Source organism: Pseudomonas sp. W22_MBD1_FP4 (assembly GCF_052113765.1).
GTDB lineage: Bacteria > Pseudomonadota > Gammaproteobacteria > Pseudomonadales > Pseudomonadaceae > Aquipseudomonas > Aquipseudomonas sivasensis.
This window is the reverse complement of the sequence record NZ_JBGQOI010000014.1, coordinates 18317-38985: the sequence shown is the minus strand read 5'-3', so window position 1 is coordinate 38985 and position 20669 is coordinate 18317. Positions and strand designations below refer to the sequence as shown.

The window sequence follows — 20669 nt, the reverse complement described above, 5'->3', positions numbered from 1 at the left end:
CGCTATCGGGGGCAAGCCCCCTCCCACATTAGTTTTGTGTGTCAGTTATTGCGCAGCGGGCAGCAGGAAGCGCGCAATCACCGGCAAATGGTTGGAAATACGCAACGTATCCTCCTGCCGTACCTTGGCCTCCACTCGCTTGATCCTTGGGCTGTAGAACAGGTAATCCAGGGTGCGATCCGGGCCATCGATGCTCGGGTCATTGGGAAAATGCGTCAGCCATTTCTCACGATCAATCCCGCTGGATTGGCTGTTGCTCGGGATCATCGGGTACTTATCCCACAACAGATGCAGCTCACTGTCCGGCGAATACTGCCCGCGCTTACCCGCATCCAAACGCAGGAATTGCCCCAGTGGCAGCAGGTTGAAATCACCGCCGATCAGCCAGGGCGTGCCACGGCCTTCGAATTTATCCAGTAACTTTACGGTGGCTTGCACTTGCTCCTGTACGGCGCTGCGTCCCGGCGCGTCGCCGTCCAGGCGGGTGTTGAGGACGGCCAGTTGGCCGCCGTCGCTCAGTGGCAGGTAGGTCAACAGCAACGCTGGCTTGGGCTGGAATTGGCGACTGATGAAGTTGGCGTCCGGCACCGGCAATTGCAGGCGCTCGGCGTGTTCGATCTGGTAGCGGCTGAGGGTCGCGAGTTTTCGGCCGACGCTGCCGAAGATATGCAGGTCGGGCACAAAGTCGGCCTTCCAGTCGAAGGCCTGGGCGCTGCATGGATAGAGGTCGACCAGGCGCTCCTGCAACAAGGCAAGTTGGTCCTGGTAATGGGAGGGCTTGGCGTTTTCGTCGAGTTCCTGCAACAGCAGGATGTCGGGCTGTTCGTCGCGAATCACCCGCGCCACTTCATCCAGGCTCACAGCCATGTCTTCCACGGTGGGGCGGTCGTCCGGGCCGCTGCCGTCGGGGGTGTCATACCAGAACACGTAGTTCTTGCCGGCCAGGTATTGCACGTTCCACGTCATAACCTTGAGCGCCTGCCCTGGCAGCAGCGTCGGCGCGCGGGGCGCAACGCAGCTCACCGGCAAGGTTTCCTTAGGCGCGGGGCGCCAGGTCAGGCTGTAGATCAGGGCGGTGAGCACGCCTGCGATGATCAGCAGGCCCAGCAAGGTGATGCGCAATAAACGGGTCATCGGCTCGGCTTATAGCGTTTCAGGAATGGCACGGAGCATATCACCGCGCGTCGGCATCGCCACCGATCAGCATGAATAAACGGAACAGCACCACGCTGGTGAACAACTGCAGGAAGCTGTGGGCACTGTCCATCAACAGCCCCAGCAGCGGCGCCGGGTTGGGATACGCCGCGAGGCTGGCGCCTTTAAGCAGCCACAGCGGGGTCATGACGCACAGCAGGCACACCAGGATCCGCCAGAAATGCCCACGGGTCAGACGGAAACTTTCCTTCATCGCCTCCAGCGCCGGCATGCCGCGCAGCACCAGCAGGTACTCGGCAAACGCCAGCACCACCATCAGCCACAGGCCAGGCAGGAAATACAGCGACAGGCCCAGCAGGATCAACAGGGTGCTCATGGCCGTCAGCAGGGCGAAGCGCGGCCACAGAGCCAGCGACATGGCCCAGACATCTTTGGTGCGCGGCGACTCACCACGGGTGCGCGCGTCGAGGAACAGAATCAAGGCGCCGGTGTACAGCGGGTACACCAATAAGCCCACCACTACGCTGTAACCGGGAAACGCATCCGCGCCCAGCGTGTGGTCCAGTATCTGTTGCAGCAAGGCTTCGAGAATCACCAGCGGCAGGCATAACTGGACGATCGCGCCCAGGTTGCTGCGGGTAAAACGGAGGGAGTCGCGCAATACGTCTAACGGATTCATCAGGTTCATCGCAGGCCTGGAAACAAGGGCGACACTTTAACCGATCACGGTCAGAGGGTCACAAACGTAAACCTTGAGTAAAGACCATTGAAACAACTCGTAACACCCCCATAATTGGAAGGCACCTGACCTGATCACAGGCGGGACCAGAATTTCTACCGGCAATCTAACGAGGTCGCCATGAACAGCGAAGAGCAAACCCTGATCGATGGACTGTTTTCACGGTTGCAGCAAGCCGAAACGGACTCAGCCCCCCGCGACGCCCAGGCCGAAGCGCGGATCAAGGAGCATATGACTCGCCAACCGGCCGCCGGGTACTACATGACGCAGTCGATCCTGGTGCAGGAACACGCGCTCAAGAGTCTCGACGCGCAGAATAAGCAACAGGCGCAGCAGATCCAGCAATTGCAGGATGAGTTGCAGCGGGCCAAGTCTGCGCAACCAGCCCCGGCGAGCAGCGGTGGTTTCCTGTCGAGCATCTTTGGCGGCGGCGGTTCCCGTGACGCGCAACCGGCGTCGAGCGCTCCGGGCAATTCGGGCGGTGGCTGGCGCGAGCCAGCGCGGCCTTCGTTCGGCGGCCAGTCCGCGCCGCAGCAAAACTATCAACAACCACAACAACCACCCGCCGCCGCGCCCATGGGCAGCGGCTTTCTCGGTGGCGCGATGAAAACCGCCGCTGGCGTGGCCGGTGGTGTGTTGCTGGCAGAAGGCATCAGCAGCCTGTTCAATCACAATTCGCAACAGCCGCAGGTCGTGGAAGAAATAATCCGTGAAGAGCCGGCGCCCGCCAGTGACAACGGCAACTGGGGCAATGACGACCAGAAGTTCGCCGGCAATGACAACTGGGGCGGCAATAACTCGGACAGCTTCGCCGACAGCGATTATTCCGACGATTCCTCCTCCTTTGGCGACGACGACTCCTTCGTCTGACACTCCCGGTCCGGGGCGCTGCGGCGTCCCGGTCTGATTTTTTCCGGAAACTTTCTCGCGGCTGGCATACTGGCACCCTTTCCGGGCCCAGGCGCCTGGCTGTCATGAGGAAGTGCGGTGAAGAAAATTGCAGTGTTCGCCGATGTACAAAACCTCTACTACACCGTCCGCCAGGCGTATGGCTGCCACTTCAACTATGCCGCCCTGTGGGCAGACATCAGCTCCCGCGGGCAGATCGTCGAGGCGTACGCCTATGCCATCGACCGTGGCGACAGCAAGCAGCAGCAATTCCAGCAGATCCTGCGCAACCTGGGGTTTACGGTAAAACTCAAACCGTACATCCAACGCAGTGACGGCTCGGCCAAGGGCGACTGGGACGTGGGCATCACCCTCGACATCATGGACGCCGCCGACCACGTCGACGAAGTGGTACTGGCCTCCGGTGACGGGGACTTCGACATGCTGCTCGAACGCATCATTCAAAAGCATGGGGTTGAAGCCGTGGCCTACGGCGTGCCCGGGCTGACGGCCAACTCACTGATACGCGCCGCCAGCCGCTATGTGCCGATCGAAGGCGCGCTGCTGCTCAAATAAGCGCTGCGGCTCAATCAATTGTTAGACGGAGTTGGAACAGGTTTGGAACGTATAGCGGTCATCGACTTTGAAACCACCGGCATCACCCCGAGCAGCCACTGCCGGGCCACGGAAATCGCGGTGGTTATCCTCGAACGCGGCCAGATCGTGGACCGCTACCAGAGCCTGATGAACGCAGGTGTGCGCGTACCGGGCTTTATCGAACAACTCACCGGCATCAGCAACGCCATGCTGCGCAGCGCCCCGCCGGCCGAGCGGGTGATGAATGAGGTCAACGAATTCGTCGGCACCACGCCCTTGATGGCGCATAACGCCGCGTTCGACCAGAAGTTCTGGGATTACGAGCTGGGGTTGATTCGCCGGACGCGTTTGCAGAAATTCGCCTGCTCGCTGTTGCTGGCACGTCGTCTGATGCCATCGGCACCAAACCACAAGCTCGGCACCCTCAACACCTACGCGAAACTGCCCCACACCGGCCAGGCTCACCGAGCGCTGGCGGATGCGGAAATGGCGGCCAACCTCACGGCGCACCTGGCCCAGGAACTGCGGCGTACCCACGGCTTGCGCGAACTGTCCCACGACCTGCTGTGCACTTTGCAGAAAGTGCCGGCGGCGAAGATCAATGAGCATTTGAAGAAGCATCGCGGGTTCTGACACAACAACGCCGTTCAACATGTGGGAGGGGCGGTGCGACGGTTCGACTTGCTCCCGATTGCGGCGGGTCAGCCACACATAAGCTGACTGATCCACTGCTATCGGGAGCAAGTCGAACCGTCGCACCGCCCCTCCCACATTGGTTATCGGTCGTTCATCGAGGCTGCACACACTCCAACGCCCGATCCACCACCCCTTCGCCATCTCCACCAAATGCATCACCGCCCGCTGCTGCACATCCATCGCCTCACCCGACGAGTGCGCAGTGCCCACCGCGCAATGCAGCAAATCCGCCGCCTGGGCGAGGGCATCTTCGAGGCTCAGGTTGTCGTTCAGGATGAAGGGCGGGGCATCTTGAGGGCGTTTATCTGCTTTCTGAATGGTCAGTAGGCTCAGCCCTAGTGTTTCGTCAGACCGTTCTGGATTTTCCTTCTCCCACCTATCGCTCTTCGCCGCAACCTAACATCCCGCCTGTCATTTACGTAAAAGGACTACGTTATGCAGGAAAGCGATCTTCACACAGCAATCATGCGAAGCCAGCTTGAACTCCAACGGGACGGCATCGATTTCGGCTCAACTTCAAGCATGGCGTTTCATTTGGGTAATGCGATGACAAGCTGCCCGGCAGTCATAGTGTTGCCTCATTCACCAGGCTGGACCCATGGCGCCAGGTACCAGTTACTCAAGCCCATTCAGGCTGACTCCTCAGTGCCGAGCACCCCGTTTGACGAGCTCTGGACACCTACACAGCAACACCACGCCTTGACCGACGCGACGGTTCTGGCCGGTGCTGAGGGCATAGCTGTCAGCAAAATTGCCGTGGGCACCTGGGGCCGTGTCGGCGCCAGCAAAACGACTAGCCCGCTGAGTCTCACCGGGATGTGCTTTTTCCCTCGTACATTGATCAGGCAACCCACCTCGGCCAGAGTGGCAAAGGCAAATTTTGGCACCGTCCGGGTGTTTGGCATTGTTGGACGGGGTATTCCTTTCGTCGCTGGGGGGTTGGCTGTCTTTAATCTGGTCAGTGCCGGTAAGTGCGCCTATGAAACAAGCAACGGAAGGTAGCGCGACCAGAACCGAGATCAGCGAAAAGGTGATTCAGCTCTTCGTCGACATCATCGGTTTCATCGACCGAAGCCAGGTCACGGAGCAAACGGACTTCATCCATGACTTCACGATTATTGATGATGATTTGACCTGCTTTGTCATGCAGAACAAGTGGCAATTCAACTTGCAAGCGACCCAGGAAGATTGGGATCACATCACTACCATCCAGCAGATAGTCGATTTGATTGTTGAACGCTCGAATTTGCAGTGCGGCCACTGACGCCATCGGGAGCAAGCCCCCTCCCACATTTTGAATGTATTCACAAATCAAACTGTGGGAGGGGGCTTGCTGCCGATGGCGGTAGATCAGCCACCATTTTTGCCATTGGTTTCCAACTGCCCCAACGGCACCCGCCGCTCTATCGCGCTCGACAAGATGATTGAGGTCTTGCTGAACCCGAACTTCGCCAGCCGATTGATCAAACGCTCCAACTCCGGCATCGACCCTACCGCCGCTTGCATGATCACGCACGGATCCCCTGTCACCCGATGGCATTCAGTCAGTTCGGGGATTTCGGCGAGTGCGTCATAAACCTTCTGGCTGCCATGGTTAGTCAGCCGCAGTTCGATCACGCACTGAATCGGCAAGCCCACCTTCGAAAAATCCACCTTGGCCTGGTATCCGGTGATCACCCCGCTGGCCTCCAGCTTGGCCACGCGCTCGGCTACGGCGGGGGCGGAAAGGTTTACCTTGCGGGCCAGTTGCGCGTAGGAGGCGCGGCCGTCTTCGAGCAGGGCGCTGAGGAGCATGCGGTCGTATTTGTCCATGATAAGGCTCCAATTGCACGTGGCTTTCGAAAGCACGGGTTATAGCCTTCATAACCATGATTTGAAAAGTGTATGGGCGGTTTAAACAGGTTTTGTAACTTATGTTTAACGACCTGCTTTTTTAGAATAAGCCTCTCTTATATCTGCCTTCGAGCCGCCCAATGCCTGGCACACGTCGCTTTCCCTTACCGTTGATCGCCGCCTTTTTTGCTTTGTATGTGATTTGGGGGTCTACCTACTTGGTGATCCGCATCGGCGTGGACTACTGGCCGCCGTTGTTGCTGGCGGGGATTCGATTCTGCACGGCGGGTGTGCTGATGTATGGCTACCTCAGATGGCGCGGCGTGCCAGCGCCGACGTGGCCACAATGGAAGGCCGCCGGGATGATCGGCATTTTGCTGCTCACCTTCGGTAATGGCGGCGTCACGTTGGCCGAACATGCGGGCGTGTCGTCTGGCGTCGCTGCCCTGGCGGTAGCGACCGTGCCGCTGTTCACCTTGCTGTGCGGGTATTTCTGGGGCGCGCGCAATACGCGGCTGGAATGGGCCGGGGTGATCCTGGGGATTGTCGGCATCGCCATGCTCAACATGGGCAGCACGCTGCAATCGAGCCCGGTGGGCGCCGCCTTGTTGTTGTTCGCGGCGGCATCGTGGGCATTCGGGTCCGTGTGGAGTCGGCAGTTGTCGCTGCCCCAGGGCGCCATGGCCAGCGCTGCGGAGATGCTGGTGGCGGGCGTGGCATTGTTGATCGGCAGTGCGCTGTCCGGTGAGCACCTGCAGGCCATGCCGCCGCTGGAGGGTTGGCTGGCGTTGGCCTACCTGACGGTGTTCGGCTCAATCATCGCCTTCAACGCCTATATGTACCTGCTCAAGCACGTACGCCCGGCGGCGGCCACCAGCTATGCCTATGTGAACCCGGCGGTGGCGGTGTTGCTGGGGATTGTGTTCGTGGGTGAATCCATCGGCCTGGAAGAGGGCTTGGCCATGCTGGTGATTATCAGCGCCGTGCTGTTGATCAGTCTGCCCCAGTGGCGAAAGCCCAAGCCGGAAATAAGGTAAACTGCCGCGCAATTGCGACCTTGCGCTGAATTTTCCTACGGTAACTACATGACTTTCGCCACACTTGGCCTGATCGAACCCTTGCTGCGCGCCCTTGAGACGCTTGGCTACCAGACCCCGACGCCGGTGCAGGCGCAAGCCATTCCGGCGGTGCTGGCCGGTCGTGACCTCATGGCTGCGGCCCAGACTGGTACTGGCAAGACCGCAGGTTTTGCCTTGCCGTTGCTGCAACTGCTGACCATGGAAGGGCCGAAAGTCGCCGCCAACTCGGCGCGCGCGCTGATTCTGTGCCCGACCCGCGAACTGGCCGAGCAAGTTCATACCAGCGTTGCCGAATATGCCCAAAACCTGCCGCTGACCACCTACGCGGTCTATGGCGGCGTGAGCATCAACCCGCAGATGATGAAGCTGCGCAAGGGCGTCGACATCCTGGTTGCCACCCCTGGCCGCCTGATTGACCTGTTCCGCCAGAACGCACTGAAGCTTAATCAGCTGCAGACCCTGGTGCTGGACGAAGCCGACCGCATGCTCGACTTGGGCTTCTCCGAGGAACTGGCGAATATCTATCGCATGCTGCCGAAAAAGCGCCAGACCCTTCTGTTCTCCGCGACCTTCTCCGATGAGATTCGCACGCTGGCCGGGCAGATGCTCAACGACCCGCTGAGCATCGAAGTCAGTCCGCGCAACGTGGCCGCCAACACCGTTAAGCAATGGGTGGTGCCGGTGGACAAGAAGCGCAAGGCGGAGCTGTTTGTGCACCTGATGCGCAAAGGCCGCTGGAAGCAGGTGCTGGTGTTCGCCAAGACCCGTAACGGCGTGGATGCGCTGGTGGATAAGTTGCAGGGCCTGGGCATCAATGCCGACGGCATCCATGGCGACAAACCCCAGGCAACCCGCCAGCGTGCGCTGGATCGCTTCAAGAGCAGCGAAGTGCAGATCCTGGTGGCCACCGACGTGGCGGCCCGTGGCCTGGATATCGAAGACCTGCCGATGGTCGTCAACTTCGACCTGCCGATCGTGGCCGAAGATTACATTCACCGTATCGGCCGTACCGGGCGTGCGGGCAACACCGGTGAGGCGATTTCCCTGGTGTGCGCCGATGAAGTGAACATGCTGTCGGCCATCGAGATGCTGACCCGTCAGACCTTGACCCGCAAAATAGAGCAGGACTTCGAGCCGGACCACCGCGTGCCGGATACCGATGCCAGTGGGCAAGTGGTGAAGAAGCCGAAAAAGCCGAAGAAGCCTAAGGCGTCCGGTGGTGGCGGTGGTAAGCGCAACCTGGGTAAGTGGGTGGACAGTGGTGAAGTGGCACCGTCGGAACCGTCGATTAAGCCGGTGCGTAAGGTGCCGGTGTTTAACACTGGGCCGCGTAAGAAGAAGTGATTTTGCGGGGTTGCTGATTGCCTCATCGGGAGCAAGCCCCCTCCCACATTTGAAGGTGTTCACAATTCAAATGTGGGAGGGGGCTTGCTCCCGATAGCGGACTTGAGCTCACCGCAATCTCAAGCGTTCAACCACTCCAACACCCCCCGCCCAGCCGCTCTGCCACTGGCAAAACACCCCGTCAGCAAATACCCGCCGGTCGGCGCTTCCCAGTCCAGCATCTCCCCCGCACAAAACACCCCAGGCAATTGCTTGAGCATCAAGCGCTCATCCAACGCTTCAAACGGCACGCCGCCTGCCGTACTGATCGCCTCGTCTATTGGCCGCGTCTTCACCAGCGTCAACGGCAGGGCCTTGATATCCACCGCCAGTTGCGCCGGATCATTGAAGTGATTGGCTGGCGCCAACTCACGCAACAGCGCCGCCTTGACCCCGTCCAGCCCCAACTGACTGTGCAGATGCTTGCTCATCGAGCGTGAACCGCGCGGTTTGGCCAGCGCAGCTTGCACCTTGTCCAGCGGCTTGCTCGGCAGCAAGTCGATATGCACGGTGGCCGCGCCGTCGCGGTTGATCGCCTCACGAATCGGTGCCGACAGCGCATAGATCAGGCTGCCTTCAATACCGGTGGCGGTGACCACACATTCGCCGAGCCGAGGTTTGTCGTCACCCAAACCGATGGCGACATTTTTCAACGGAGCGCCGGCGAATTTGCTCACCATCAATTCGCTCCAGGCCGACACTTCGAAGCCGCAGTTGCTCGGTTGCAGTGCCACGTATGGCACGCCTTTGTCCTCCAGCAGCGTGAGCCACGCACCATCTGAGCCCAGCCGTGACCAACTGCCGCCGCCCAGTGCCAGCAGCACGGCATCGCTGCGCACGGCTTTCTCGCCTTCAGGGCTGTGGATAAGTAAATCACCTTCGGCATTCCAGCCGGTCCAACGATGCCGGGTGTGGATAACCACGCCTTGGTCACGCAGGCGCTTGAGCCAGGCGCGCAGCAGCGGGGCTGCTTTCATGTCCGTAGGAAACACTCGGCCGGAGGTGCCGACAAAGGTCTCGATACCCAACCCATGTATCCATTCGCACAACGCTTCGGCACCAAACCCACGCAGCAACGGCGCCATCTGCGGCGCGCGCTCGGCGTAGCGCGAGAGGAAGGCCGGGTAAGCCTCGGAGTGGGTGATGTTCATGCCGCCCACACCCGCCAGCAGGAATTTTCGCCCCACTGATGGCATGCCGTCATACAGATCTACGCGCACCCCGGCCTGGCTCAAGACTTCGGCGGCCATCAGCCCGGTAGGGCCGCCGCCGATAATAGTGACGTGGTGAGGTGCGGTCTGAGGCATGGGTAGGGCTACGGTGGCGTGAATAGGCCGAGCATTCTACCCGACGTCAGCCAGGCTGCCTGATCAAAAAACGTACACTTTCCTACAGGTCCTATGCCTGCTGGCTTTCAGCCGCTTACGCTCAAGTTATCCACAGGCCGTTCCACAGCCATTGTGGGTAAGCGCACAACTCAATGACAACCTGATGACGTCCACACCCGTTGCGCACTGTGGTGCAGGATGCCGTGGCGACGGGCCAAGGCTGGGCGGTCTTTGCTGTAGCCGCCGCCAATCACGCCCATCACCGGAATGTCGCGGCCCAGACAGTGGCGCATGACGCTCTCATCGCGGGCGGCCACGCCTTCGTCTGTCAGCTTGAGGTACCCGAGGGCGTCGTCTTTATGCACATCCACGCCTGCGTCGTACAGCACCAGGTCGGGTTGGTAGAGCGGCAGCAGGTAGTTGAGGGCGTCATCGACCACGCGCAGGTAATCTGCATCGCCCATGCCCATGGGCAGTGGGATGTCCCAATCGCTTTGGGCCTTGCGCGCCGGGAAGTTCTTTTCGCAGTGCAGCGACACGGTGATGGCATCCGGCGTGTCGTGGAGGATGCGCGCGGTGCCATCGCCCTGATGCACGTCACAGTCGAAGATCAACACGCGGCTGACCCGGCCGCTGGCCAGCAGGTAATGGCTGATCACCGCCAGGTCATTAAAGATACAAAAGCCCGCCGGGTAATCGTAATGCGCGTGATGCGTGCCGCCCGCCAGGTGACAGGCCAGACCGTGCTCAAGCGCTTGCTCCGCCGCCAGGATCGAGCCGCCGACCGCGCGCACGGTGCGCCGGGCCAGGGCTTCGCTCCAGGGCAGGCCAAGGCGGCGCTGGTCTTCGCGGGACAACTCGCCGCTCATGTAGCGTTCGATATACCCAGGCTCGTGGGCCAGGGCCAGGATGTCGGCAGGGCACAGCTGCGGGCGCAGCAGTTGGCTGTCTTCGGTCAGGCCGGTGGCCACCAAGTGGTCGCGCAACAGGCGGAACTTGTCCATGGGGAATCGGTGGTCCGCCGGGAACTCGGGGCTGTAGTCATCGTGGTAGATCAATGGCAAAGGCATGGGATTTTCTGACGGGAACCTGCGAAGGATCTTACCAGCGCTGTACACTCACGCACATGGCAAGGGGAGGGGACCCGTGGAGTCGATACTCGAATTGGAAAGTGCTCGCCTGGTGCTGCGCCAATGGCGCGACAGCGACCTGACGGCCTTCGCAAGCATGTGCGCCGACCCACACGTGATGCGTTATTTTCCGGCCAAGCTGAGCCACCTGGAAAGCGCCGCACTGATCGGGCGGATACGCGGCCACTTCGCCGAATATGGCTTTGGCCTCTGGGCGCTGCAGCGCAAGGACAGCGGCGAGTTCATCGGCCTGACCGGGTTGCAGCATGTCAGCTTTGACGCGGACTTTACCCCCGCGGTGGAAATTGGCTGGCGCCTGGCCCGCGAGCATTGGGGGCTGGGCTATGCCAGCGAGGCGGCGTGGACTGCATTGCGTTGTGGTTTCGACCGTTTGCAGCTGGATGAAATCGTTGCCTTCACCACCGAAGCCAATCTGCCATCACAAAAAGTCATGCAGGCCATAGGTATGCATTACGATCCCCTGGCAGATTTTGAACACCCCAAGGTCGCAGCCGATGACCCGCTGCGCCCACATGTTTTGTACCGCATCACCCGCGCCCAATGGTTGGACACGCTGCACGGATAGCAGCCCGGAATGCCCCATAGATTGTAGGAGTTGCTCTATGAGCCAAGTATTGGAAGATCTGGTGGACCTGCTGACCCTGGAGCCGATCGAGGAAAACCTCTTTCGCGGCCGCAGCCAGGACCTGGGTTTTCGCCAACTGTTCGGCGGTCAGGTGCTCGGCCAGTCGCTGTCGGCGGCCAGCCAGACCGTTGAAGAAGCGCGCCACGTGCATTCCCTGCACGGTTATTTCCTGCGCCCCGGCGATGCCGCGTTGCCGGTGGTTTATTCGGTTGACCGTGTGCGTGATGGCGGCAGTTTCAGCACGCGCCGCGTGACCGCGATTCAGAAGGGCCACCCGATCTTCACCTGCACCACGTCGTTCCAGTACGACGAAGAAGGCTTCGAGCACCAGACCACCATGCCCGTGGTGGTCGGCCCGGAAAACCTGCCGTCCGAGCTGGAATTGACCCAGCAGCGCGCGCACCTGATCCCCGAGCACATGCGTGACAAGCTGCTGTGCCCGAAGCCGATTGAAGTGCGACCGGTCACCGAAAAAGACCCTTTCAACCCGCAGCCGTCCGACCCGGTCAAGTACGTGTGGTTTCGTGCCGACGGCGCGTTGGCCGACACACCGGCGCTGCATAAATACCTGCTGGCCTACGCTTCGGACTTTGGCCTGCTGACCACCTCGTTGCTGCCCCACGGCAAGACCGTGTGGCAGAAAGACATGCAGGTCGCCAGCCTTGACCACGCGTTGTGGTTCCACGCGGATCTGCGTGCCGATGACTGGTTGCTCTACGCCATGGACAGCCCGTGGGCCGGCAATTCCCGTGGGTTCTCCCGTGGCAGCGTGTACAACCGCGCCGGGCAACTGGTGGCCTCGGTCACCCAGGAAGGCTTGATTCGCCATCGCAAGGATTGGGCATGAGCCTGAGGGAGATTAAGCACTGGGTGTTCGACATGGACGGCACCCTCACGGTGGCCGTGCATGACTTCGCGGCGATTCGCGTGGCGTTGGACATTCCCCCCGAGGACGACATCCTCACTCACCTCAGCGCATTGCCGGCGGACATCGCGGCGGCCAAGCATGCCTGGTTGTTGGAGCACGAGCGCGAGTTGGCACTCGGTTCTGTTGCGGCTGAAGGCGCGGTGCAATTGGTACGCGAATTGGCCGGGCGCGGTTATCGCCTGGGCATCCTGACTCGCAATGCGCGGGAGCTGGCCCACGTGACGCTGGAAGCAATTGGCCTGGCTGACTGCTTTGCGATCGAGGATGTGCTGGGCCGAGATGACGCGCCACCCAAGCCCGATCCGAGTGGGTTATTGAAATTGGCGGCGGCGTGGGATGTATCGCCGAGCGAGATGGTGATGGTCGGCGATTACCGTTTTGACCTGGACTGCGGCCGGGCGGCGGGGGCCAGGACGGTATTGGTCAACCTGCCGGAGAATCCGTGGCCGGAGCTGGCGGATTGGCATGCTGAAGATTGTGCTGCATTGCGCCGGATGATTTAACCCAAGCAACAGAGATCAAATGTGGGAGGGGGCTTGCCCCCGATAGCGGTCTGTCAGTTAAAAAATTGCTGACTGACACACTGCTATCGGGGGCAAGCCCCCTCCCACATGTTGAGACTGTTTCTTCAGGTATTACTGAGTGAACAGCACCTTCTGCCCTTCGGGCGAAGTAAACATCTCATCCCCGTTATGCCCCACCCCTGGCACCTCAACCAGCGTCTGGCTCAACTGCGGATGCCGGTGTTTGAGGTAGTCAAAATAGTTATGCCCACGCATCAGCCGATAGGCGCCCTGTGTCTCTGCCTCACAGCTTTTATCCAACGCAGGATGGTTCGGATCAGTGTCTTGCTGGCCCAGCAGGTAGGTGATGTCCCGTGACACGTAGGCCTGCTCCAACTGTTCGACGCTTTGGCCTTTGGCGTAGGCCGGCAGGTGTTGCAGGCCGTACTTCCAATCGTTGAAGCCTGGGCAACTGGCGGTATCGAACTGCACCGGTCGCTGTCGGCTGAAGTAGGCATAGGACGACGGGTTGGCCACCACATAGCGCAGGCGGATGCCTTCGTTTTTCAGGGTTGGGTGATCATGGCCGGTGAGGGCGAAGCGCTGCACTACCTGGCCACCGCCGGAATGGCCGGCGACGACGATTTCCTTTAAAGCCGGAAACAGTGTGCGGTTGCCCAGGTGCTTGATGATCTGGTCAAGGGCGCCGTAGGAGCTGATCTGGCCTGGGCCGGTGGAAGGCTCGCCGGCCATCCAGTCGTTGCCGATCCAGCGCAGTACTTGGCCGTCCAGATGGTTGCGCTTGATGTCGGACGCATTCAGAAACTGCGGCGCGATGACTAGCGTATTCGCGCTAACGCCTGCGTGCTCGGCGGCATCGATACCGCTTTGCAGGTAGGTCTGCGCATTGCGTAGGCGACCATGCACAAGAATCAGGGCGCGGGTGACGTTAGGCAGCGGCTGGCGCCAGTCCTGGCTCACGCCGAGGCTGAGGTCGCCGGCGTCCAGGTGAAAACGATCGGGGCTGACGACTTTGACGCCGTGTTCAGCCGCCAGGGTTGAACACGACACTAATAAAACCAGCAGCAAGCCCCATCGCTTATTCATTTAAAGACTCTTGGCCGTGAAGGTGTCGCATTGGGTGATCTGGCCCTGGGCGAAACCGGTCTTGAACCAGCGAACCCGCTGTGCCGAGGTGCCGTGGGTAAACGAGTCCGGCACCACGCGCCCTTGACCCTGTTGCTGCAAGCGATCATCGCCGATGGCGTTGGCTGCGTTCAGGGCTTCTTCAATGTCGCCGGCTTCCAGCCAGTTCAGGCGTTTTTGCGCACGGTTGGCCCACACGCCGGCAAAACAGTCGGCTTGCAGCTCCTGGCGTACCAGTAGACCGCCGTCGCCTTGCATCTGCCGACCCTGTTGGCGCGCATTCTGGATCTTCGAGGAAATACCGAGCAACGTCTGCACATGGTGCCCAACTTCGTGGGCGATCACGTAGGCCTGGGCAAAATCGCCGGAGGCCTGGAAGCGTTGGGACATTTCCCGGAAGAAATCCAGGTCCAGGTAGACCTGCTGGTCAGCCGGGCAATAGAACGGACCGCTGGCCGAGGTGGCGCCACCACAGGCGGAATTGACCCGGCCACGGAACAGGATCAGTTTCGGGTTCTTGTACGTCAGGCCGTTTTCCTGAAACACCTGAGCCCAGGTGTCTTCGGTATCGCCGAGCACTGCGCGGACGAAATCGGCGTGTTCATCATTGGCCGGCGGCGCTTGGCGCGACTGAGTGCTGACGGACGGCGCCTGTTCCATTTGGCCGGTCAATTGGCCGAGGATCTGCATCGGGTCTTGGCCGGTCAGCCATCCAATGCCGACGATCAGCACAATCGCCGTCAGGCTCAAACCCTTGCCACCGCCAAAACGCATGCCGCCACCGCCGCCGCCACTGTCCTCGCGGGCATCCACCACGTTGTCGCTGCGTCGGCCTTTTTTCCATAGCATGGGGGCAATCCTCTTGATGAACGGTCCTACAACAATGTGGTTTGAGTATGGCCGGTATTAGCGGCAATACCCTTCTCCGGTGGCGACGATCAGGCAGTCTTTTTTATCGGCCAGCCATTTCAGCCCAGTGGCTTCGCCGTCGCCGGCACGCAGCAATTGCGGGCCGTCCGGGCGAGTGAAGGCGATACCGTCTTCAGCTGCTTCGCCCTTGAAGGTGCCAGAATCGTCCGCATCAAGGCCGTATTGCATGGTGAGAACGTAGTGGCCACGGCCGATGGTGTCGTCCTTGGCGATAGTCAGGTTCAGGCCTTCGACGCCGATCCACTTACCGACCCATTTATCGGTGGGTGGGGTTTCGGGCACCAGGGTGGCCTGCACAGAGGCGGGCGCGGGTTTGGGCGTTTCCTTGGCCTCCTGGTTGCAGGCGCTGAGCAGGGCAAGGGTAGACAGAACAAAGAGGGTTTTTTTCATAGCAGCAGGCCTTGGTTAAAAAGTGTGCAGCACGGGGGCGAACGTGCAGGGTTGGACTCGGTTCCCGTGATTTAGTGCGCTGTTCGCCCGGTGTTTGGTTATGCTCTTTGGGCAGACTTCGGCCCGGCTGCTAGATTACCGGGTTGAGTGCTTCTTCGTTCAGCGCTCAGCGTTCCGCTCGCCACGCAAGAGAATTCAATGACCCTTAGTACCCCGTTGTCCGGCGTCAACCATCCCTTCAAAGGCATTTTGCTGATTGTGGCGGCGACGTTCCTGTTCTCCAGCCACGACGCCTTGTCCAAATACTTGGCCGGTTTTTACCCGATTGTGATGGTGGTATGGGCGCGCTACCTGGTGCACACCTTGTTGATGGCCGGTATTTTCCTGCCGCAATCCGGCTTGCGCGTGCTGCGCAGCAAACGGCCAGGCATGCAGGTGGTGCGGGCGTTGTGCCTGTTGGGCACCAGCCTGTTTTTTACCTCGGCCCTGCATTACATCCCGCTGGCGGAGGCCACGGCGGTGAACTTCCTGGCGCCGATCCTGGTGACCGCGCTGTCGGTGCCGCTGCTGGGTGAGCACGTCACGCGTGGCCAATGGCTGGCGGTGATCTGCGGGTTTGTCGGCGTGCTGGTGATCATCCATCCCGGCGGTGAACTCTTCACCCCGGCGGTGTTGCTGCCGCTGTGCTCGGCGCTGTTCTTCTGCTTCTACCAGTTGCTCACACGCATCCTCAGCCAGTACGACACGCCTACCACGAGCAATTTCTTCGCCGGGTTGTGCAATACCCTGGTGATGAGCGCGATGGTGCCGTTCTTCTGGCAGATCCCCACGCTGTGGCATGGGGTGATGATGCTGGCGCTGGGCACGTGCGGGATGACCGCGCACTTGATGCTGACCCAGGCGTTCCGCTTTGCGGCGCCGGCCTTGCTGGCGCCGTTCGGCTATTGCCAGATTGTGTTTGCGGGGTTGTTGGGTTGGCTGGTGTTCAGCCATACCCCCGATATGACCACGGTGGTGGGTATCGGGGTGATCTGCATGAGCGGGTTGGCCGCTGCCTGGCAGCAGCGGCGTCGGTAAATCAGGCGTCGACGGTAGGAATCTTGCGCGGCGCCATGAAGTACATCCACGTCAGCGCTATGAAGTACATCGCCGGGATCAGGGTGAACAACACGGTGTAGTTGTTGTTGGTCACGGTGAGGATATGGCCGACGCTCTGGGTCATGAACATGCCGCCGATGGCTGCGCACATGCCGCCGAAGCCGAACACGGTGCTCATCATGTGCTTGGGCGTGTAGTCCATTACCAGGCTCCAGATGTTGGCGGTCCAGGCCTGATGCGCGCCGATGGCCAGGGAGATGGCAAATACCGCGACCCACAGTTGGCTGGAACCGGCCGCCATGATCACGCCGACGATGCAGCAGGCAAACAGCAGCATCGACAACAGCCGCGCCTTGATCGAGTTCATCCCACGGCCGATCAGGAATGACGACAGGATGCCCCCACCCACGCTGCCGAAGTCGGCGGTCAGGTAGATGATGATCAATGGGATACCCATCTGGGTCACGTTGATGCCCAGGTTGTATTGCTGGTTCAGGAACGGCGGCAGCCAATACAGGTAAAACCAGAACACCGGCGCGGTCAGTGCGTAGGCAATCGCAAAGGCCCAAGTGCCGCGCATACGCAGGATTCGGCTGAACGGTACGCCAGGCTGTTCCGGCTCGACTTCCCGTTGCACGTAATCCAATTCTGATTGTTTAACGTTCGGATGATCTTCCGGGTTGTAGTACTTCAACCCCCAGAACACCAGCCAGATCGCGCCCAGCGATGCCATGCACAGGAAGGCAGCCTGCCAGCCCCACACATGCAGGATCAGCGGCAGCAGCATTGGCGTCATCATCGCGCCAACGTTGGTACCGGCGTTGAAAATCCCGGTTGCCACGGCGCGTTCACCGGCGGGGAACCACAGGCGCGTGGTCTTGACGCAGGCCGGGTAGTTGGCGGCTTCGGTCAGCCCAAGGATAAAGCGACAGACCATAAAGCCGACGGCCGAAGTGGCCAGGCCGTGGGCGCCGGTGGCCAGGCTCCACAGCAGCACCGCGCAGAAGAACACGCGTTTCACGCCGACCTTGTCGATCAATCGGCCTTGCAGCACAAAGCCAATCGCGTAGCCCACCTGGAACCAGAAGTTGATGTTGGCGTAGTCCATCGCCGTCCAGCTCATCTCTTTGGCGAGGATCGGTTGCATCACGCCCAAGGCAGCGCGGTCGATGTAGTTGAGGGTGGTGGCGAAGAACACCAGGGCCAACATGCCCCAGCGAGTTTTACCGACGGCCATGGCGCCGCGGATCTTGTCGCCGATGCCGGCGTGCGGGGTGCCGGGGCGCGAAGCCAGGGCGGAGTTTTGCGAAGGCATGTGGTTGTACCCGTTTTTTGAAATTTTTATGGTGTGTTCTGGGTCTTTTCTAAACGTTGGTGCGGGATCGATGGTGCGCAGCGGCTAAAAAATCGTCAATTCGCCAAAGAGGCTTAGTGTTCGATAATCGCACCAAAAACTAACCGGTTCGTACATTTTAATTGCTGTGAGTAGTTTAGCGGCCAATAATTTGCCGTAAATAAGACGAGCCTTAAATGCCGGGAGTCGCGCTATGCAACGTTCCATTGCCACTGTTTCCTTGAGCGGCACCCTGCCGGAAAAGCTTGAAGCCATCGCCGCCGCCGGGTTTGACGGGGTTGAGATCTTCGAGAACGACCTGTTGTATTACGACGGCAGCCCACGGGAAGTTAGGCAGATGTGCGCCGACCTCGGCATCGCCATTACCTTGTTCCAGCCATTTCGCGACTTTGAAGGCTGCCGACGCGACCGTCTGGCGCGCAACCTGGAACGGGCCGAGCGCAAATTCGACCTGATGCAGGAACTGGGCACGGACCTGGTGCTGGTGTGCAGCAACGCCTCGGCCGATTGCGTCGGCGATGAACGTATTCTCCTCGATGACTTGAGCCTGCTGGCCGAACATGCCGGGCGCCGTGGCTTGCGCATCGGTTATGAAGCACTGGCCTGGGGCAAGCACGTGAACACCTGGCAACAGGTGTGGAATCTGGTGCGTCAGGTTGATCACCCAAGCCTCGGCGTGCTGCTCGACAGCTTCCATACCCTGTCGCTCAAGGGCGACCCAACTGCCATCGCCGAGATCCCAGGCGACAAGATCTTCTTTGTACAAATGGCCGACGCGCCGATCCTGGCCATGGATGTGCTGGAGTGGAGCCGCCATTTCCGCTGCTTCCCCGGTCAGGGCGAATTCGATCTGGCGGGCTTTTTGGCGCCGATCATCAAGAGCGGCTACACCGGGCCGTTGTCCCTGGAAATATTCAACGATGGTTTCCGTGCGGCGCCGACTCGGGCCAATGCCGCCGATGGCCTGCGTTCTCTGCTGTACCTGGAGGAGAAAACCCGCCAGCGTCTGGCCGAAGAGGCGCCTGCCACGCCGGTCGATATCCTGTTTGAAACCCCGGCGGCCAGCGAATACGACGGCATTGAATTCCTTGAGTTTGCGGTCGATGAAAACCTCGGTGCCAAGCTGACGAACTGGCTGGAACGCCTGGGTTTCGTCAAGGCCGGGCAGCACCGCTCCAAGAGCGTGAGCCTGCTGCGCCAGGGCGATATCAACCTGATCCTCAACTGCGAACCCTATTCCTTCGCCCATAACTTTTTCGAAGCCCATGGACCGTCGTTGTGCGCCACGGCGATCCGGGTCAAGGACAGCGCCAAAGCTCTGGAGCGAGCGGTCGCCTATAAAGGCCAACCCTATCGCGGACTGGTCGGGCCTAACGAGCTGGAGTTGGCGGCCGTGCGCGCGCCGGACGGCAGCTTGATTTACCTGGTGGATCAGAGCGAGGGTGGTTTGTACGACACCGATTTCAATCTGCAATCCGCTGCGACCGACGCCGGTGGTTTGCTGCGTATCGACCATATGGCCATGGCCTTGCCGGCCGACAGCCTCGACAGTTGGGTGCTGTTCTATAAGAGCTTGCTGGACTTTGAAGCTGATGACGAAGTGGTGTTGCCCGACCCCTACGGCCTGGTGAAAAGCCGCGCATTGCGCAGCCGTTGCAGCTCGATTCGCCTGCCGCTGAACATCTCCGAAAACCGCAACACTGCCATTTCCCACGCGCTATCGAGCTATCGCGGTTCGGGCGTGCACCACATTGCTTTCGATTGCGCGGACATTTTCGCCGAGGTGCGCCGCGCGAAGGAGGCCGGCGTGCCGCTGTTGGATATCCCGCTCAACTATTACGACGACCTGGCTGCACGCTTTGATTTTGACGATGAGTTCCTCAGCGAGTTGGCGTACTACAACGTGTTGTACGACCGCGACGCCCAGGGCGGTGAGTTGTTTCATGTGTACACCGAACCGTTTGAAGGGCGGTTCTTCTTCGAGATCATCCAGCGCAAGAACGGTTACGCCGGCTACGGCGCGGCCAACGTGGCGGTGCGTCTGGCGGCGATGGCCAAATCCCGCAGCGGTGCAGTGCGTCAGGCACGTTTATAAGAGGGTGTCGGGTGCTTCCTTCGGGGAGCACCGGGCCCCATAATCGCGGCCTGCAAAATAAAAATGGCCGTGAGCGCACCATGACCTCAAGTCCCGAACTCCCCGAGGTGCCAGACGCACCGCGCAAGAGTCGTAAGAACAATCCGGAAAAGACCCGCGAGAACATCCTCCAGGAAGCCATTGTGGAGTTTGTCCAACAGGGCCTGTCCGGCGCTCGCGTGGACGCCATTGCCGAGCGCATCCACACCTCCAAACGCATGATCTATTACTACTTCGGCAGTAAAGAGCAGTTGTACGTTGAGGTTTTGGAGAAACTCTACGGCGATATCCGCAACACCGAAGCACGCATGAACCTTACGGCGCTGGAGCCGCGTGAGGCGATTCGGCGGCTGGTGGAATTCACCTTTGATCACCACGATCAGAACGTGGATTTTGTGCGGATCGTCAGCATCGAAAATATCCACAATGCCGAGTATGTGAAACGCACCGACACGATCAAGGCGATGAACAGCAAGATCCTTGAAGGGCTGGGCGCGACATTGCGCCGGGGCGCCGAGATGGGGGTGTTCCGTGAAGGGCTGGAGCCGCTGGATGTGCACTTGCTGATCAACTCATTCAGCTTTTACCGCGTGTCCAACCGCCATACGTTCAGTGAGCTTTTTCAGATCGAGCTGTCGGATGAAGTGGTTAAACAGCGGCATCGCGAGATGATCTGCGAGTCGGTGTTGCGTTACCTGCAGGCCTGAATACA

At 60.3% G+C, this 20669-nt stretch carries 22 protein-coding genes and 1 pseudogene; 13 read left to right on the top strand and 10 right to left on the bottom strand.

The window, feature by feature from the left end:
- Positions 1-45 precede the first annotated feature (45 nt).
- Positions 46-1134 (bottom strand): endonuclease/exonuclease/phosphatase family protein, encoded by a 1089-nt coding sequence (locus tag ACEN2T_RS18445; RefSeq protein WP_032884623.1) that lies wholly within the window; start codon positions 1132-1134, stop codon positions 46-48.
- A gap of 40 nt (positions 1135-1174) precedes the next feature.
- Positions 1175-1834 carry a YciC family protein gene (locus ACEN2T_RS18440; RefSeq protein ID WP_032884770.1) on the bottom strand — a complete coding sequence of 220 codons (660 nt, stop codon included), beginning with the start codon at positions 1832-1834 and terminating at the stop codon, positions 1175-1177.
- A gap of 180 nt (positions 1835-2014) precedes the next feature.
- Between ACEN2T_RS18440 and ACEN2T_RS18435 the strand changes: the two genes are divergently transcribed.
- The 3 genes from ACEN2T_RS18435 to ACEN2T_RS18425 all read left to right on the top strand — a co-directional run bounded on the left by ACEN2T_RS18435 (position 2015) and on the right by ACEN2T_RS18425 (position 4012).
- Positions 2015-2764: a DUF2076 domain-containing protein gene (locus ACEN2T_RS18435; protein ID WP_122681744.1), complete on the top strand. Its 750-nt coding sequence runs from the start codon at positions 2015-2017 to the stop codon at positions 2762-2764.
- A gap of 117 nt (positions 2765-2881) precedes the next feature.
- Positions 2882-3358 carry a LabA-like NYN domain-containing protein gene (locus ACEN2T_RS18430; protein WP_032884625.1) on the top strand — a complete coding sequence of 159 codons (477 nt, stop codon included), beginning with the start codon at positions 2882-2884 and terminating at the stop codon, positions 3356-3358.
- 42 nt (positions 3359-3400) lie between these two features.
- Positions 3401-4012: a 3'-5' exonuclease gene (locus tag ACEN2T_RS18425; protein ID WP_032884626.1), complete on the top strand. Its 612-nt coding sequence runs from the start codon at positions 3401-3403 to the stop codon at positions 4010-4012.
- Positions 4013-4166: 154 nt separating this feature from the next.
- On the opposite strand, the pseudogene ACEN2T_RS18420 reads toward ACEN2T_RS18425, so the two are convergent.
- A pseudogene (locus ACEN2T_RS18420) lies at positions 4167-4408 on the bottom strand (DUF6124 family protein).
- A 102-nt stretch (positions 4409-4510) separates the two neighbouring features.
- Between ACEN2T_RS18420 and ACEN2T_RS18415 the strand changes: the two are divergent.
- Complete coding sequence (locus ACEN2T_RS18415; protein ID WP_099603262.1) at positions 4511-5077, top strand: hypothetical protein; 567 nt, start codon at positions 4511-4513, stop codon at positions 5075-5077.
- Complete coding sequence (locus tag ACEN2T_RS18410) at positions 5055-5339, top strand: acyl carrier protein (RefSeq protein ID WP_181640293.1); 285 nt, start codon at positions 5055-5057, stop codon at positions 5337-5339. Before ACEN2T_RS18415 ends, ACEN2T_RS18410 begins: the two co-directional genes overlap by 23 nt.
- 86 nt (positions 5340-5425) lie before the next feature.
- Here the strand turns inward: ACEN2T_RS18410 and ACEN2T_RS18405 are convergent, their stop codons facing one another.
- Entirely contained in the window at positions 5426-5887 is a 462-nt protein-coding gene (locus ACEN2T_RS18405; RefSeq protein WP_095186224.1) for an Lrp/AsnC family transcriptional regulator, read from the bottom strand.
- A gap of 161 nt (positions 5888-6048) precedes the next feature.
- Between ACEN2T_RS18405 and yedA the strand changes: the two genes are divergently transcribed.
- Both yedA and ACEN2T_RS18395 read left to right on the top strand, forming a co-directional pair.
- Positions 6049-6945, top strand: coding sequence for a drug/metabolite exporter YedA (gene yedA / locus ACEN2T_RS18400; RefSeq protein WP_122681740.1), 897 nt, complete (start codon positions 6049-6051; stop codon positions 6943-6945).
- 48 nt (positions 6946-6993) lie between these two features.
- Positions 6994-8331, top strand: a complete 1338-nt coding sequence (locus tag ACEN2T_RS18395; protein ID WP_442117288.1) for a DEAD/DEAH box helicase — start codon at positions 6994-6996, stop codon at positions 8329-8331.
- Between the two features lie 119 nt (positions 8332-8450).
- On the opposite strand, the gene ACEN2T_RS18390 is transcribed toward ACEN2T_RS18395, so the two are convergent.
- Together ACEN2T_RS18390 and ACEN2T_RS18385 are read right to left on the bottom strand one after the other, a co-directional pair.
- On the bottom strand, positions 8451-9677 hold the full coding sequence (locus ACEN2T_RS18390) for a TIGR03862 family flavoprotein (RefSeq protein ID WP_442117287.1): 1227 nt from the start codon (positions 9675-9677) through the stop codon (positions 8451-8453).
- A gap of 170 nt (positions 9678-9847) precedes the next feature.
- Complete coding sequence (locus ACEN2T_RS18385; RefSeq protein WP_032884633.1) at positions 9848-10768, bottom strand: histone deacetylase family protein; 921 nt, start codon at positions 10766-10768, stop codon at positions 9848-9850.
- Between the two features lie 76 nt (positions 10769-10844).
- Between ACEN2T_RS18385 and ACEN2T_RS18380 the strand changes: the two genes are divergently transcribed.
- Genes ACEN2T_RS18380 through ACEN2T_RS18370 form a run of 3 tightly spaced genes read left to right on the top strand, consistent with a single transcriptional unit; the run spans position 10845 to position 12905 of the window.
- Positions 10845-11414, top strand: coding sequence for a GNAT family N-acetyltransferase (locus ACEN2T_RS18380; protein ID WP_032884634.1), 570 nt, complete (start codon positions 10845-10847; stop codon positions 11412-11414).
- A 37-nt stretch (positions 11415-11451) separates the two neighbouring features.
- Positions 11452-12321 (top strand): acyl-CoA thioesterase II, encoded by an 870-nt coding sequence (gene tesB, locus ACEN2T_RS18375; RefSeq protein WP_032884635.1) that lies wholly within the window; start codon positions 11452-11454, stop codon positions 12319-12321.
- A complete protein-coding gene (locus tag ACEN2T_RS18370; RefSeq protein ID WP_442117286.1) occupies positions 12318-12905 on the top strand; it encodes an HAD family hydrolase in 588 nt (195 codons plus the stop codon). Before tesB ends, ACEN2T_RS18370 begins: the two co-directional genes overlap by 4 nt.
- A gap of 132 nt (positions 12906-13037) precedes the next feature.
- Here the strand turns inward: ACEN2T_RS18370 and ACEN2T_RS18365 are convergent, their stop codons facing one another.
- Genes ACEN2T_RS18365 through ACEN2T_RS18355 form a run of 3 tightly spaced genes read right to left on the bottom strand, consistent with a single transcriptional unit; the run spans position 13038 to position 15371 of the window.
- Positions 13038-14012, bottom strand: coding sequence for an alpha/beta hydrolase (locus tag ACEN2T_RS18365; RefSeq protein ID WP_442117285.1), 975 nt, complete (start codon positions 14010-14012; stop codon positions 13038-13040).
- The gene (ypfJ, locus tag ACEN2T_RS18360; RefSeq protein ID WP_032884638.1) at positions 14013-14900 is read right to left on the bottom strand and encodes a KPN_02809 family neutral zinc metallopeptidase; all 888 of its coding nucleotides are present in this window, start codon (positions 14898-14900) and stop codon (positions 14013-14015) included.
- A 57-nt stretch (positions 14901-14957) separates the two neighbouring features.
- Complete coding sequence (locus ACEN2T_RS18355) at positions 14958-15371, bottom strand: membrane lipoprotein lipid attachment site-containing protein (RefSeq protein WP_095186226.1); 414 nt, start codon at positions 15369-15371, stop codon at positions 14958-14960.
- A 198-nt stretch (positions 15372-15569) separates the two neighbouring features.
- Between ACEN2T_RS18355 and ACEN2T_RS18350 the strand changes: the two genes are divergently transcribed.
- Positions 15570-16448, top strand: a complete 879-nt coding sequence (locus ACEN2T_RS18350; RefSeq protein ID WP_099603256.1) for a DMT family transporter — start codon at positions 15570-15572, stop codon at positions 16446-16448.
- A 1-nt stretch (position 16449) separates the two neighbouring features.
- Here the strand turns inward: ACEN2T_RS18350 and ACEN2T_RS18345 are convergent, their stop codons facing one another.
- Entirely contained in the window at positions 16450-17784 is a 1335-nt protein-coding gene (locus ACEN2T_RS18345) for an MFS transporter (protein WP_442117284.1), read from the bottom strand.
- Between the two features lie 232 nt (positions 17785-18016).
- Between ACEN2T_RS18345 and quiC the strand changes: the two genes are divergently transcribed.
- Positions 18017-19918 (top strand): 3-dehydroshikimate dehydratase QuiC, encoded by a 1902-nt coding sequence (gene quiC / locus ACEN2T_RS18340; RefSeq protein ID WP_099603255.1) that lies wholly within the window; start codon positions 18017-18019, stop codon positions 19916-19918.
- Positions 19919-19998: 80 nt separating this feature from the next.
- Positions 19999-20664, top strand: coding sequence for a TetR/AcrR family transcriptional regulator (locus ACEN2T_RS18335; protein ID WP_032884643.1), 666 nt, complete (start codon positions 19999-20001; stop codon positions 20662-20664).
- Positions 20665-20669 lie beyond the last annotated feature (5 nt).

Bases quoted from the DNA above. Each gene is read 5' to 3' on its own strand.
- ACEN2T_RS18445 (WP_032884623.1), bottom strand. From the start codon at position 1,134: ATGACCCGTTTATTGCGCATCACCTTGCTGGGCCTGCTGATCATCGCA.
- ACEN2T_RS18440 (WP_032884770.1), bottom strand. From the start codon at position 1,834: ATGAATCCGTTAGACGTATTGCGCGACTCCCTCCGTTTTACCCGCAGC.
- ACEN2T_RS18435 (WP_122681744.1), top strand. From the start codon at position 2,015: ATGAACAGCGAAGAGCAAACCCTGATCGATGGACTGTTTTCACGGTTG.
- ACEN2T_RS18415 (WP_099603262.1), top strand. From the start codon at position 4,511: ATGCAGGAAAGCGATCTTCACACAGCAATCATGCGAAGCCAGCTTGAA.
- ACEN2T_RS18410 (WP_181640293.1), top strand. From the start codon at position 5,055: ATGAAACAAGCAACGGAAGGTAGCGCGACCAGAACCGAGATCAGCGAA.
- ACEN2T_RS18405 (WP_095186224.1), bottom strand. From the start codon at position 5,887: ATGGACAAATACGACCGCATGCTCCTCAGCGCCCTGCTCGAAGACGGC.
- yedA (WP_122681740.1), top strand. From the start codon at position 6,049: ATGCCTGGCACACGTCGCTTTCCCTTACCGTTGATCGCCGCCTTTTTT.
- ACEN2T_RS18395 (WP_442117288.1), top strand. From the start codon at position 6,994: ATGACTTTCGCCACACTTGGCCTGATCGAACCCTTGCTGCGCGCCCTT.
- ACEN2T_RS18390 (WP_442117287.1), bottom strand. From the start codon at position 9,677: ATGCCTCAGACCGCACCTCACCACGTCACTATTATCGGCGGCGGCCCT.
- ACEN2T_RS18385 (WP_032884633.1), bottom strand. From the start codon at position 10,768: ATGCCTTTGCCATTGATCTACCACGATGACTACAGCCCCGAGTTCCCG.
- tesB (WP_032884635.1), top strand. From the start codon at position 11,452: ATGAGCCAAGTATTGGAAGATCTGGTGGACCTGCTGACCCTGGAGCCG.
- ACEN2T_RS18370 (WP_442117286.1), top strand. From the start codon at position 12,318: ATGAGCCTGAGGGAGATTAAGCACTGGGTGTTCGACATGGACGGCACC.
- ACEN2T_RS18365 (WP_442117285.1), bottom strand. From the start codon at position 14,012: ATGAATAAGCGATGGGGCTTGCTGCTGGTTTTATTAGTGTCGTGTTCA.
- ypfJ (WP_032884638.1), bottom strand. From the start codon at position 14,900: ATGCTATGGAAAAAAGGCCGACGCAGCGACAACGTGGTGGATGCCCGC.
- ACEN2T_RS18355 (WP_095186226.1), bottom strand. From the start codon at position 15,371: ATGAAAAAAACCCTCTTTGTTCTGTCTACCCTTGCCCTGCTCAGCGCC.
- ACEN2T_RS18350 (WP_099603256.1), top strand. From the start codon at position 15,570: ATGACCCTTAGTACCCCGTTGTCCGGCGTCAACCATCCCTTCAAAGGC.
- ACEN2T_RS18345 (WP_442117284.1), bottom strand. From the start codon at position 17,784: ATGCCTTCGCAAAACTCCGCCCTGGCTTCGCGCCCCGGCACCCCGCAC.
- quiC (WP_099603255.1), top strand. From the start codon at position 18,017: ATGCAACGTTCCATTGCCACTGTTTCCTTGAGCGGCACCCTGCCGGAA.
- ACEN2T_RS18335 (WP_032884643.1), top strand. From the start codon at position 19,999: ATGACCTCAAGTCCCGAACTCCCCGAGGTGCCAGACGCACCGCGCAAG.